At 40.8% G+C, this 12,604-nt stretch carries 10 protein-coding genes; 7 read left to right on the forward strand and 3 right to left on the reverse strand.

Annotated features, from left to right (window positions below; translation table 11 throughout):
* The 5 genes from HBH39_RS12885 to nhaD all read left to right on the forward strand — a co-directional run bounded on the left by HBH39_RS12885 (position 1) and on the right by nhaD (position 6,924).
* Entirely contained in the window at positions 1 to 1,725 is a 1,725-nt protein-coding gene (locus HBH39_RS12885; RefSeq protein ID WP_167678898.1) for a chloride channel protein, read from the forward strand.
* A gap of 8 nt (positions 1,726 to 1,733) precedes the next feature.
* Positions 1,734 to 2,846 carry a glucosaminidase domain-containing protein gene (locus tag HBH39_RS12890; protein WP_167678900.1) on the forward strand — a complete coding sequence of 371 codons (1,113 nt, stop codon included), beginning with the start codon at positions 1,734 to 1,736 and terminating at the stop codon, positions 2,844 to 2,846.
* A 278-nt stretch (positions 2,847 to 3,124) separates the two neighbouring features.
* Positions 3,125 to 4,144, forward strand: a complete 1,020-nt coding sequence (locus tag HBH39_RS12895) for an aspartate carbamoyltransferase (RefSeq protein WP_167678902.1) — start codon at positions 3,125 to 3,127, stop codon at positions 4,142 to 4,144.
* A gap of 28 nt (positions 4,145 to 4,172) precedes the next feature.
* Positions 4,173 to 5,459: a glutamate-1-semialdehyde 2,1-aminomutase gene (gene hemL / locus HBH39_RS12900; protein ID WP_167678904.1), complete on the forward strand. Its 1,287-nt coding sequence runs from the start codon at positions 4,173 to 4,175 to the stop codon at positions 5,457 to 5,459.
* A gap of 217 nt (positions 5,460 to 5,676) precedes the next feature.
* A complete protein-coding gene (nhaD, locus tag HBH39_RS12905) occupies positions 5,677 to 6,924 on the forward strand; it encodes a sodium:proton antiporter NhaD (protein WP_167678906.1) in 1,248 nt (415 codons plus the stop codon).
* A gap of 56 nt (positions 6,925 to 6,980) precedes the next feature.
* On the opposite strand, the gene HBH39_RS12910 is transcribed toward nhaD, so the two are convergent.
* Positions 6,981 to 8,039 (reverse strand): general secretion pathway protein GspB, encoded by a 1,059-nt coding sequence (locus tag HBH39_RS12910; protein ID WP_167678908.1) that lies wholly within the window; start codon positions 8,037 to 8,039, stop codon positions 6,981 to 6,983.
* Positions 8,039 to 9,664, reverse strand: coding sequence for an ExeA family protein (locus HBH39_RS12915; protein ID WP_167678910.1), 1,626 nt, complete (start codon positions 9,662 to 9,664; stop codon positions 8,039 to 8,041). Before HBH39_RS12915 ends, HBH39_RS12910 begins: the two co-directional genes overlap by 1 nt.
* A 128-nt stretch (positions 9,665 to 9,792) precedes the next feature.
* Between HBH39_RS12915 and HBH39_RS12920 the strand changes: the two genes are divergently transcribed.
* Together HBH39_RS12920 and HBH39_RS12925 are read left to right on the forward strand one after the other, a co-directional pair.
* Positions 9,793 to 11,049, forward strand: coding sequence for a multifunctional CCA addition/repair protein (locus HBH39_RS12920; protein WP_167678912.1), 1,257 nt, complete (start codon positions 9,793 to 9,795; stop codon positions 11,047 to 11,049).
* Between the two features lie 239 nt (positions 11,050 to 11,288).
* Positions 11,289 to 11,555, forward strand: coding sequence for an Lpp/OprI family alanine-zipper lipoprotein (locus HBH39_RS12925; RefSeq protein ID WP_167678915.1), 267 nt, complete (start codon positions 11,289 to 11,291; stop codon positions 11,553 to 11,555).
* A 132-nt stretch (positions 11,556 to 11,687) separates the two neighbouring features.
* Here the strand turns inward: HBH39_RS12925 and HBH39_RS12930 are convergent, their stop codons facing one another.
* Entirely contained in the window at positions 11,688 to 12,551 is an 864-nt protein-coding gene (locus HBH39_RS12930; protein WP_167678917.1) for a putative RNA methyltransferase, read from the reverse strand.
* Positions 12,552 to 12,604 lie beyond the last annotated feature (53 nt).

Genomic DNA, 12,604 nt, shown 5'->3' on the forward strand with positions numbered 1-12,604 from the left:
GTGCAACTCAAACTTAATAAGGCTGCTATTATTCACGCCAAAAGGGCAACACGCAAATATCTGCACAATGAATTTCGCGATAAACTGTCACAAGCGCGGATCAGTGTGCAATTATGTGCACTGGCCTTGTTTTTCGCTATCATAGCTTCCTGTGTCATCATCTTATTCAGATTACTGCTCATTTGGGCAGAACAATACACCCAAGCTGAATCATCATCCTTCAGTGACATCATTCTTGACTGGCGAACCTATTTACCGCTATTGGGCGCCCTGCTGATTTGGCTGTTGTCGTTAATTGGCTCAAAACGATATCGCCGCATGGGCATTGCATATGTTCTTCACCGCTTTAAAATTCATTATGGCAAAGTGCCATTACAATCTGCTGCGGGGCAATTCTTTCAAGCATTAATCGCCTTGGTAACTAATTTTTCAGTGGGTCGAGAAGGTCCTGCAATTCATCTTGGTGCCGTTAGTGCCAGTGTTATGGCAGAAAAATTTAAACTTCCCGATAACAGTGTCCGCATTATGTGTGCCAGTGGCATAGCCGCCGGTATTGCGGCAACCTTTAACGCCCCTTTAGCTGCCGTTTTATTTGTATTTGAAGTCATTGTGAGAGAATACAAGATCCATTACTTCTTCCCTATCATGCTGTCAGCAATTTGCGGTGCGGTATCAAGCCAGTTAGTTTTCGGCAATGTACATGAATATGAATTGATTAACGTTATACGCATCCCGCTTGATCATTACCCCATTTTATTGCTCGGTGGTTTAGGGTTAGGGTGTACTGCTGCACTATTTAATTTCACTCTACTTTCCGTCACAGCCAAAGGACAACACTGGCCGTTAATATATCGCCTGTTAATTGCAGGATTCATCACCACCTTAGTAGGCTTATTCTTACCTCAAGCGTTAGGCTCTGGTGATTTAGCTATCCATGAAGCAATAAGCGAAAGTCCCAGCCTGTTGTTCTTAATGGCTTTATTATTAGGAAAAATGATTGCCACGATTGCTGCAATTGGTTTTGGCGTTCCAGGGGGATTAATTGGCCCACTTTATGGGATTGGGGCTTTGGTGGGAGCCATTTTGGCCTTAGTCAGTAGTGCGTTGTTCCCCTCTATTGCGCCATATGCAGGCTTATATACGGTGATCGGTATGACGGCAATGATGGGCGTGTGTTTAAGCGCACCGTTGGCGGCTTTAGTCGCTTTACTTGAACTGACCAATGATGCGTCAATTATCATGCCGGCCATGTTTGTCACCATCCCTGCATTTTTGGTTGCCTATCAAGGCTTCAAAACCGACTCGGTATTTTTAAAGCAACTTGAAATAATGGGGCTAGATTATAAAGTACCGCCGTTGAACCAAGGGTTACAGAAAAAAGGTGTCAGAGTGCTAATGAATCGACGATTTGTGGTCGTTAATGATGACCAAGAATTGTTACTTGAAGTGATGAAAAGAGCAGAAGGCCGGCCAGTATTAGTGCGAAACGCCGAGCAAAAAATTGAAATGTTACGTTTAGAAATTCCATCATTTGAAGATCAAACCACGCTATCACGCCATCTTATGATTGGTCTTCCCGATACAGCTACATTAAATGAAGCCTACGACGCGCTTGCTGCAAAACGCGCTGGCGAAGTCTATATTTACCGTGATACCCCTAAAAATGTGGTTGGGGTAATTAGTTGGGCTAATTTATTACAAGAAATTCGTTCTGGACAAATTTAAGGTCTCTCATGCTATCTAGCAATAAGAAAATATTCATCATTGTGATTACCCTAGCCTGTCTTGCTGGATTAAATTTAGCTTGGTATAAAGCGTTGTATTCTAAGGGGAATGAAACTCCGGATATTCAAACGAATGCAGATAAAACATCAACACATTCCGATGCAGCAAACAAGCAACAAAATCAGGCAACAGAAGTTGACATAAAACTTGCGCCACTGAGTGAATTTGCGACAAATCAGCCCAACACAATTCAAAATAGTTTTAATTTAATTTCAGATAACCGCCCCAAAAAGCAACCCAAAAAGCTTCAAGTACATTCGTTATCCACTATAAAAAAACTATTCGACTCACTTAATTACAACTCCGAAAGTTGGCAAGCGGGTAACCGTGAAGTGCCTAGACTGACCTTTGAAACTGTAACCGAACGTTGGCAAGAAACAGCTGATAGCATTCCTGTTATTGAAAAAAAGATGATTTTTTTCAGGTTAATGGCCCCATTAATTTTAATAGGTAATGAAAAAACCTTGCTTGAACGGCGTTATATTGAAATGTCAGCACGGGATGATAAAAAGCTATTACAACTAGCTCAAAAATATCGTGTGATTGAGACTGACCAGCTTAATCAAGAGTTGGCGCTGACAGATGAGCAATATGCCACATTACTTAATCGTGTTGATATTATTCCGCCCTCTTTAGTGCTTGCGCAAGCTGCAGAAGAAAGTGGCTGGGCAACATCACGCTTCACCGTCGAGGGCAACGCCTTTTTTGGTCAATGGGATTTTAGTGGTAACGGCATGGCACCTAAACAGCAACGCACTGAACTAGGAAACTATGGTATTGCTCGGTTTGACTCACCACTTGATTCTGTCCTAGGCTATTTAATTAACATCAATACAAATAATGCCTACCAAAAATTACGTGATTTGCGTGCCACTTTGCGTGAAGAGAAAGCACCCATTACTGGACTAGAATTAGCTGGAACCTTAGATAAATATTCTGAACGAGGTCAAGATTATATTGATGGATTAAGACAAATGATCCGCTATAACAAACTTGACCAAGTGGACGAGGCTTATTTATCCGATGACGATCCGATCCATTTAATGAATGCTGACCAGTGATATCAATCATAGTAAAAAAACTGAACAGAAACAGTTTAGAAAATGCTTGATAATAAGGCAGTTTTTTTGATAAACAGTTAATCTACAATCGAAAAAACTATCACCGTATCAGGTGTTTTCACAAACTGGAATAAACATTTATTTATTACAACTTGGTATAAGTTTAACTGTTAAATAATCTCTGCTACAATTTCGCCTCAGCCACCCTACACAACTTGGGTAGATTAAAGGCATATTTTGCTGTTTAGTTTACCCCCTAATAATTGGAAATCAGGCTGATGACTCAGTTCGAAGGTTCACACATCCTTTCAGTAAGCCAGCTAGATCTGGATTCAATCAACACTATTTTTAATGTCGCTAATAAAATGATGCCCTATGCACTGCGTGATAAGCGCACCAAAGTGTTAGAAGGCGCTATTTTAGGCAATTTGTTTTTTGAACCAAGCACCCGCACTCGGGTCAGTTTTGGTTGTGCTTTTAATTTACTTGGCGGACATGTACGCGAAACCACAGGAATGGCTTCGTCGTCATTATCTAAAGGTGAATCGTTATATGATACGGCCCGTGTATTATCAACTTATTCAGATGTCATCGCGATGCGCCACCCAGACGCATACTCAGTAAAAGAGTTTGCACAAGGTAGTCGTGTACCTGTCATTAACGGCGGCGATGGCCCTAATGAACACCCTACCCAAGCTTTATTAGACTTATTTACCATACAAAAAGAACTACATCATGCAGGTATGAGCATCAACGGTATGCACATTGCGATGGTAGGCGATTTAAAATATGGCCGAACAGTCCATTCTTTATCACGCTTATTGTGCATGTATAAGGATATCCAGTTCACATTAATTTCCCCTTCTGAACTAGCAATGCCTGACTATGTGATCGCCGACATTGAAAATGCTGGTCATAAGATCAAAATAACCGAACAACTTGAAGGTAATTTACATCAAGCTGATATCCTCTACTTGACCCGTATTCAAGAAGAGCGCTTTCCTTCGCAAGAAGAAGCCAATAAATATCGCGGTAAATTCCGCCTGAATCACAATATTTACACCCAACACTGTAAATCGAATACCGTGATCATGCATCCTTTGCCACGCGATTCACGCGAACAAGCAAACGAATTAGACAATGATTTAAATAGCCATCCAAGTTTGGCTATTTTCCGCCAAGCAGATAATGGCTTATTAATTCGCATGGCGTTATTTGCATTAACTCTTGGTGTTGAAAACCAACTCGAAAAATATGAGTGCCCAGTAAACTGGTATTCACGTAAAGCTGATCGTTAATCGGCAGAAACATACTTAAGGATTACAGATGACCCGTTCCGAAACACTATTTGAACAGGCTAAACAAACCATCCCAGGTGGTGTTAACTCACCTGTTCGTGCATTCAATGGCGTTGGTGGCTCACCGTTATTTATCGAAAAAGCAGATGGCGCATACATTTATGACGCTGACGGTAAAAAGTATATTGATTACGTGGGTTCTTGGGGTCCCATGATTTTAGGCCATAATCACCCTAAAATTCGTGAAGCAGTATTAGCAGCTGTTGAAAATGGTTTATCTTTTGGTGCACCCACTGAACTTGAAGTCAAAATGGCTGAAAAAGTGATTTCAATGGTGCCATCAATCGAGCAAGTTCGTATGGTTAGCTCAGGCACAGAAGCCACCATGAGTGCCATTCGACTTGCGCGCGGCTTTACCAATCGTGACAAAATTTTAAAATTTGAAGGTTGCTACCATGGTCACGCTGACTGCTTATTAGTTAAAGCGGGTTCTGGCGCATTAACCTTAGGCCAACCAAGCTCGCCAGGTATTCCTGAAGATTTCGCAAAACACACTCTAACGGCAACTTATAATGACTTAGATTCAGTTCGTGCACTATTCGAACAGCACCCTGACGCTATCTCATGCATCATCCTTGAGCCTGTTGCTGGCAACATGAACTGCATTCCGCCTGTAGAAGGTTTTTTACAGGGTCTTCGTGCAATTTGTGATGAATTTGGCGCACTCCTTATTATTGATGAAGTCATGACAGGCTTTCGTGTATCAATGAGCGGAGCACAAGGTTTCTATGGCGTAACACCAGACTTAACCACCTTAGGTAAAGTGATTGGCGGCGGCATGCCAGTTGGCGCATTTGGTGGCCGTAAAGATGTCATGCAGTTTATTGCCCCAACAGGTCCTGTTTACCAAGCAGGTACTTTGTCAGGTAACCCCATTGCAATGACCGCAGGTTTAGCCCAAATGGAAGCCTTATGTGAACCTGGTTTATATGACTCACTTGCAGATAAAACCAAGCGTATAGCAGAAGGTTTTAAAGCTGCAGCAGACAAACATGGTATTCCACTTGCTATTACTTATGTGGGTGGCATGTTTGGTTTCTTCTTTACTGATGAAACAGCACCAATGACTTCATTTAGCCAAGTCACCAAGTGCAATATGGAACATTTCCGTCACTTCTATCATGCGATGCTTGATGAAGGTATTTATCTTGCACCAAGTGCTTATGAAGCAGGCTTCTTGTCTATGGCTCATGGCGAAGAAGAAATTGCGATAACATTAGCTGCGGTCGATCGTGTTTTTGCAGCAATGAAATAACCTTAGCGGTTACACAACAAGGGTTGCCTATTCGGCAGCCCTTTTTTTGACATTTTTCCAACAAAAAGCGTGAGCCAGGTTGCGAAATAGTTAATAGTGTGATTTGATCTGCGCGCCAGAAGAAAGCTTAATTTAAGATTAATTTTGTCTTAATTTGAGCTAGCTTAAATTCATGACATAGCAGCTATGTCATCAACTCAATGTTGGAATTGCCGTCATGCTAGAAACCTTTCTGATCACCCTTGCGGTACTCGCTTTATTAAGTATCGTATTTGAAGAAGTCACCCATATTAATAAAGCCAAAACCACCTTATTTTTAGGCTGTATATCATGGATAACCCTATTTATTGCAGCACAAAGTCCTGAAAAAACTGCCATTATTTCTGATCAGTTAAATGAAAACTTACTCGAAATTGCCACATTATGGCTATTTTTAATGTCGACAATGACCTTCGTTGCCTATCTTAATGCCAAAGGCATGATCCAAATGCTGGTGCAAACCATTTTTCCAGAGCAAGTCACTGTAAGAATGCTGATGCTACAAGTTGGCGCATTTGCGCTCATATTATCAACCTTTTGTGACAACGTAACAGCAACTTTAGTTTCTTTAGGCTTACTTACCACCTTTAATTTAGATAGCCAAATGCGCCGTCGTATGGCGGTACTCATTATCTTTGCAGTGAACTCGGGTGGCGTAGCGTTAATTACCGGCGATGTAACAACATTAATGATTTTCCTCGCAGGTAAAGTACATATCTCCGAGCTACTCATGCTATTTATTCCAGCATCAATCAGTGTTTTATTATTAGCAGTATTATTCTCACTCAGAGCCGAAGGTGCAGTAAGTACCACCCCCATAAAAGCCAGTTATGAAAAAATTGATATTATTATCGGGGTGATTTTCTTACTAACCATTGTAATGACCATGGTGTTAAATGTGTTTTTTGGCATCCCGCCCGTACTCACCTTTTTATCAGGCTTATCATTAATGTTTTTGGTGGGTAGAAGCAGTAGAAGCCGTGCCGAAGAAGTGCAAATACTAGAATATATACGCCAAGTAGAGTTTGATACATTACTGTTCTTCTTAGGTATTTTACTACTGGTCGGAATGCTTAAAGAAATAGGTACATTAGATCTTCTGACACAGGTTTACTCTATGTATGACCCAAGTATTTCTAACTTTTTTACTGGTGTTGGTTCTGCGCTATTAGATAACGTGCCGTTAACGGCGGCGTTGCTGAAAGCCGAGCCAGTATTAACCACAGTGCAATGGCTAGGTTTAACTTATTCAGTTGGTGTAGGCGGTTCATTATTAATCATCGGCTCTGCAGCGGGCATTATTGCCATGAGCAAAGTGCCAGAGCTCACTTTTGTTAGTTACCTAAAATATGTCCCCGCTTTGTTACTTTGTTATGTTGTAGGTTATGGATTAACACTAGTGATCGCCAATTATATCCATGTCTAACTTATGAGGTACTTAAAAGGCGCAATGATTCAGCGCCTTTTAAGTGTCTATCAATTTTAAATCGCTGGCACCTTAAACTCTTGACCATCAATCTCTAAAATCACATCCCGTGGGCGAATTTCAATAATAGTCAATTTACCTTGGATAATATCGCCTTGCTGTAACTCTTCACCATCAACATTGAGCCAGCGATTGTTAGGGTCAGTGGAATACACATGTGCATTGATATTAAATTCTGGTACTTTTAATTGCACACTGGCGGGTAAATCACCATATTTAGGGATCCCCTGTGGTTTAGGCTTGGTGATTGGACTCAATTCATCAGGCGTAACGTCATAATTAGCCGACTGCTCATACTCCACTTCTTTAAGTGCAGCGGCAAAAGCCGCGGTGAGATTATTATCATTTTGACCTACCGGCTGTTTCACTGAAGCAAAGTCGACTTCATTAGCAGCCATGTTCACTTGCAACTGAAGAGCCTCTAACTCTCGAAGTCCTCTTTCATTAGCATTTGCACCAAGAATAATTGGCTCAGATTCTGATTCAGCTTGCTTAAGTATTCTTTCTTGTTGGTAGGCATTTTGTAACTGTTGATCATATTGCTGGCTCAACAATTCTAATTGCGCCAGAGATAAACCATCAACATCTGTGTTGTTAGACTGAAGCGGCGCAACGTCACTGGGTGTTTGCTCAAAGGATTGCGGCAGGCTTGGCTGAATTTTATCTTGAAAAAGATTGTCTTGAGTTTGTACCACGGCATAAGGCTTATCGGATGACTTAGGCACCGGCAACGCCACTTTACCTGCAAGTCTAAAATCAGCTGACGAAGTGACTGCTTGGCTAGGGTTAGGCGTTTGATCTTCAGTATTTCTGATGCGATTGACCATGTTAGCGGGCTGAGTATTAGTAAAATGCTCTGCTGGACGATTTAACAATTTATGCAAAGCCCACGCCCCACCAACGGCTAATACAATTGATACAGCTAACAAACCAAACTTTGCTACAGCATTATGACTGTTAATTTTCCTTGAGGTTGACGGGAGCAAAATTGTGTCGTTTGCCCCTCCCGCTTGTTGCTGCTTTTGCTTCACAACCGCATCAAGTAATATAGACATTAGCCTTGCTCCGTAGTGCTTAATCTTGGCCCTTGCTGGCTTAAATATAAGTTAATTTGCACTAAGGTTTGGTTACCTGCGATACCATCAGGTTTTAAACCATGTAATCGCTGGAAACTTATTAAGCTTTGTTCTAATTGACTATCAAACTGATTAATCAATCTTGCAGGTCGCTTACCTATCATTGCTAAGCTATTTTCTAACCACTGAAGCTGCGCCAATGGTGAACTCTGAGCAATCTCACGAGGTAAGGTTTGTTCTGGCTGCCATAAAATTTCAAAGGTGCCACTAAAATGACGATCAAACCAATCTTTGGTTACCCAAAACTGTTGCTCACCAAGTTGAAGTAAGATTTGATCGTATTGACGTTCAACAATCACACCATAGAAAGGACTCAATTGGGGATCTTGCATATAAACAACAGCGGGGTAATTAAGACGCATAATGCTATTCCAATTTCCTTGCTGTTGATAACAAGCTAAACCTTGTTGCTGTGCAGCTTGGCAAGCCGTTAAACCACTAATAGGCTGCAACTGCCACAAACCAAATAAGCCAGCAAAAGCAACATCAATATTCTGACTTTGGCGCATTGCTTGCTGCATAATGTGCTTGCTTGAATCATTCACTGCAGAATTTGTAGCCTGCGCCATATTTGTCACGTCAACAGAAACTGGTAATTGTTGTGTTTGTTCTGCGTCAAGATTAACAGGTTTAGCAACAGCGTCATCACCTTGACTAAAAAAATAAAATGATCCTGCAAATGTCAGCAATACCGCAGCGGCTACCGCGCCATACCAAAGCTTATTATTCGACTTTTCAACCTCACCTAATACTTCCATGGCGGCCTGATCCACCATTTTATGGTCAATCGGTACTTTCGCTTGCCCATATCCAGCCATCAACGCCCTTTCACATAATAAATTAGTCAAGCGAGGAATACCGCCGCTGTATTTATGGAGGCGACGAATTGATTTTGCGGTAAATAAAGGTTGATGGCGACCTGCAACTTGCAATCTGTGTTGCACATATAAAGCTAGCTCATCAAGGTTTAATGGTAATAAATGATAACGAGCCGTAATACGCTGAGCTAATTGACGTAAGTCCTGTCGCTTTAGCAACTGTTGCAACTCTGGTTGACCAATCAAAATCACCTGAAGCAGTTTTTTGGTGTCAGTTTCAAGGTTAGTCAACAACCTCAACTGCTCTAACACTTCCGAGCGCAAATGCTGCGCTTCATCAATAATTAATACTGTGTTGCGGCCATTTTTATGATTTTGAAGCAAGTATTGGCTCAATAAATCGGTTAACTGCTTAATGCTTGGGTTTTCACCATAGCTAATTTTTAGCTCATCACATAAAGTTGCCAGCAACTCTTGCTCAGTTAAAGAAGGGTTAAGAATAAATGCCGTATCCGTATTTTCTGGTAACTGTTGCAATAAACAACGCGACACGGTTGTTTTGCCGGTACCAACTTCACCAGTGAGTAATACAAAGCCACCGGTTTCACCCAAGCCATAAGTTAAATGAACAAGAGCCTCACGATGGCGATCACTTAAAAACATGTAATGTGGGTTAGGTGCAATAGAAAATGGATTATCATTTAATCCATAAAAAGCTTTATACATACGACCAAGCATCCTTATCTAAAACTGAGGGCTCAAGTTAATCCTTGTATGCTAGCTTGTCAAAAATTAGCTGCAAAAATTGAACTCTGGTAAGCTTTACAGCATAAATTAGCCATAATTAATCAAAAATGAAAACCTATTTAGTCGGCGGCGCGGTTCGAGACCAATTACTCGGACTAAACATAAAAGATAAAGACTTTGTTGTGGTTGGTAGCAGTGTTGATAAGATGCTTGCCAAAGGCTTTCAACAAGTCGGCAAAGATTTCCCTGTCTTTTTACACCCCAAAACCCAGCAAGAATTCGCTTTAGCCAGAACAGAGCGCAAAATCGGTAAGGGTTATGAAGGTTTTAGTTGTGATGCATCTGAACACGTGACGTTAGAGCAAGATTTACTAAGGCGAGACTTAACCATTAATGCAATCGCCCAAGATGATGATGGCAACCTAGTCGATCCTTATGGCGGTCAGCAAGATATTCAACAGCGTATTTTGCGTCATGTATCCGGCGCGTTTATAGAAGACCCCTTAAGGGTGCTGCGTGTGGCAAGGTTTGCCGCAAGATTCCATCATCTTGGTTTCACTATTGCACCAGAAACCCAAGCATTAATGACCCAGCTTTCGCTATCCGGTGAGCTAAGCCATTTAACCCCTGAACGGGTATGGCAAGAAATTGATAAAGTATTCAGTAATGCCAATCCACAGATATTTTTTCAAGTATTACGAGAGTGCCAAGCTTTAAAGATTATTTTGCCTGAAGTTGATGCGTTATTTGGTGTACCTCAGCCTGAGAAATGGCACCCTGAAATAGACTCTGGTATTCATACCTTAATGGTGCTTGAACAGGCTAGCTTATTAACAACAGATAAAGCCGTTCGCTTTGCTTCATTAACTCACGATGTTGGTAAAGCATTAAGCCCAAAAGAAACCCTGCCTAAACATCATGGACATGGACAAAAAGGGGTTCCGTTAATTAAGCAACTTTGCCAACGCTTACGAGTGCCTAATGAATACCGCGACTTGGCCATATTAGTCAGCGATCAACACCAGAATATTCATAATGCATATGAGCTGAAACCCGAAACTATTATCAAGATTTTTGATAAAGCCGATTTTTGGCGTAAACCTTCCCGGTTGACACAAACACTTTTATGCTGCCATGCAGATATAAGAGGACGAACCGGCTTTGAGCACGCTGATTATCCTCAAGCTAATTACTTAACCATATGCTTTGAGCAGTCCGCTAACATTGATGTACAAAGCATCATTAAATCAGGGTTTCAAGGGGCACAAATCAAGCAACAATTAACCCATTTAAGAATCGAATTAATTGCCAAAATCAAACAGACCGAAGTGGATGACAAAAGTCATTCTAACAGCTATTCTTAATGAGGATTTAACTGCTTTTATTCGCTTATTTTGAGTTTTTATCACCAAAAGCAAACAAAAAGCAAAGGTTAGTCACCACAAAAATAGCTAAGTACTTGCGTTTTTCGTTTAATTAGCTACTTTAGTTAGAGTTTTTATGTTTGACCTATAGTAAATTGTAGAAACTATGACATAATTACGCCGCTGAGAAGGCATACGTTTTCTCGCTAAAATTACAACCTATATTAAGGGATTCCCTCATGAACAAGAAAGTATTATTGATTGCTGGTGTTGCTATGACTGCTTTAATCGGTGGCTGTGCAAACACAACTGCTTTAGAAGAAAGCGTTGCAAACCTAGGCAACAAAGTTGATCAACTATCTGCTGAAGTTGGTTCTTTAAAGTCAGAGCAAAGCAAACTATCTGCTGACGTAAAAGGCGCAAAAGCGGCTTCTATGGACGCACAAGCTGAAGCTAAACGTGCTAACGACCGTTTAGACAACATGGCTTCTTCTTACAAGAAGTAAGACGGTTAGTTGAAAATTAGCTTATGTTCATAGGTTGATTATTAGGGCTTGAATCTTGATATACTGCTAAGCAGATTTATCAAATTCAAGCCTTAATTGTTTGTATTACCGGTTGAAACTAGCTTATATGAGTTAATCAGTAAGCCCTAAAACCAACACCTCAAATTCACACCTTAAGCCATCAATTGCAGTCGCTTTAATCTGATGTCTTATCTCATCGTTTGCCCGCCATGCAAACTGGCTATTGTCTAATAAACTCAATGCCTGTTCACCGGTGACATCTAATGTAAAACTCACTTGCTTTTGAGTCACTACTTTAAGTTTTTTCGGAATATTCAACTGAGTCGGTTTTACCGTTAAATCGCTATACACTTTTTGTTTAATTTGCCAAAGATGCTGATTGGTTGGTTGTACTAAAATAATACGGCCATCCTGTTTTAATACTCTAATGCATTCTTGGCCTTTAAATGGCGCATCAAACAAAGTAATTAAATCAATGGAATGGTTAGCAAAAGGCAAGACTTTCATTGAACTATAAAGCAAGTCTGCCGGAGTGCCAGCCTTAGATGCAGCAAATAGCGCATTTTCGGCATCCGACACCCCATAAACTGATAATGATTTATCAAGGCCATTTTCAGCCAATGATTGATATATTTGACGCAAGTAATAGCCGTCAGCACATTGATAATCAAGCCAATTTAATTGATGCTCGCCATCAATTCTGTCTGCTTTTTTGTCCGTAAATAATTGACATATCACCTTTTGCAAGCAATTGACTAAAGGGCTGAATACCCCACTTTGCAATAAAAACTGCCGTGAGCGCATTTGCTGACGCGAAATACTCGATTGCGGTGTTTTTGCCTTCACTTTAATCAATGGATAATAACCTTGTTCAAGCTTGTCAAAGTGATGTTTCGCATCACAATAAAAGCCTTTCGAGGCTTGATGCTGATGTAAGGCCGACTGACAAACAGGGCAAACGAGGGGTAATGACATAATAAGTAATTCCAAATATTCCATCGATATAGAACAAATAAAAAATCTGGCCT

This window comes from Shewanella aestuarii (genome assembly GCF_011765625.1).
Taxonomy (GTDB): Bacteria; Pseudomonadota; Gammaproteobacteria; order Enterobacterales; family Shewanellaceae; genus Shewanella; species Shewanella aestuarii_A.

Bases quoted from the DNA above. Each gene is read 5' to 3' on its own strand.
- HBH39_RS12920 (WP_167678912.1), top strand. From the start codon at position 9,793: ATGAAAACCTATTTAGTCGGCGGCGCGGTTCGAGACCAATTACTCGGA.
- HBH39_RS12925 (WP_167678915.1), top strand. From the start codon at position 11,289: ATGAACAAGAAAGTATTATTGATTGCTGGTGTTGCTATGACTGCTTTA.
- hemL (WP_167678904.1), top strand. From the start codon at position 4,173: ATGACCCGTTCCGAAACACTATTTGAACAGGCTAAACAAACCATCCCA.
- HBH39_RS12915 (WP_167678910.1), bottom strand. From the start codon at position 9,664: ATGTATAAAGCTTTTTATGGATTAAATGATAATCCATTTTCTATTGCA.
- HBH39_RS12890 (WP_167678900.1), top strand. From the start codon at position 1,734: ATGCTATCTAGCAATAAGAAAATATTCATCATTGTGATTACCCTAGCC.
- HBH39_RS12910 (WP_167678908.1), bottom strand. From the start codon at position 8,039: ATGTCTATATTACTTGATGCGGTTGTGAAGCAAAAGCAGCAACAAGCG.
- HBH39_RS12930 (WP_167678917.1), bottom strand. From the start codon at position 12,551: ATGTCATTACCCCTCGTTTGCCCTGTTTGTCAGTCGGCCTTACATCAG.
- HBH39_RS12895 (WP_167678902.1), top strand. From the start codon at position 3,125: ATGACTCAGTTCGAAGGTTCACACATCCTTTCAGTAAGCCAGCTAGAT.
- nhaD (WP_167678906.1), top strand. From the start codon at position 5,677: ATGCTAGAAACCTTTCTGATCACCCTTGCGGTACTCGCTTTATTAAGT.